Below are 581 nucleotides of genomic sequence, written 5' to 3'. Positions count from 1 at the left end.
GTCCGCACCCCTGCGCGCTCCAGAATGGCCGTCAGGACCTGCTGGCACACCAAAGCGACCAGCAAAGCGAACCCGGAAGCCTCGACCCGCCGCAGATCGTTATCCATCAACGCGGCGACCGTAACGGGGACCGCAAACGTCAGCGCCACACGGGCTCCCAGGACCAGACGGCCGCGGATATCGCCCGCCGAGTAGAATCCGCGTGCAGCCCAGTAGCCGGCTGAGAGGACCAGGAGGACTGCAAGCGGCCCCGCTCCCATCGACGGGGACGCAATCACCGCCAGCGCCAGCGCAGCCACGGGCGCCCATTCGGCCCTGCCCGCCCACCTCATCGCAAGGACCATGCCCGTGGCCAGGGACAACCCGACCGGGCCCCACAACGGCACCGTTCCCGCATACTCAGGCGAAAAGGCGGACCCGCGGAACAATCCCATCGCAACTTCCTGGAGGCCAAACACCGCTGTTGCCGCGAGCTGCAGTCCAAAAGTCAGCGACGCGTCGACGCGCCACAGGCCCTCATTACCGCCGGCGGCGACCCCCGCGCCCGGCGAAGTGGACCCCTCCGGTTGAGGGAACCAGAG

General features: G+C 68.5%; 1 pseudogene. It reads right to left on the bottom strand.

What is annotated here, in order from left to right:
* Positions 1-581: pseudogene (locus tag DBR22_RS18660) on the bottom strand (hypothetical protein); the annotation flags it as partial.

The organism is Arthrobacter sp. HMWF013 (assembly GCF_003061105.1).
Taxonomy (GTDB): Bacteria; Actinomycetota; Actinomycetes; order Actinomycetales; family Micrococcaceae; genus Arthrobacter.
This window is presented reverse-complemented; position numbering and strand designations above follow the sequence as displayed.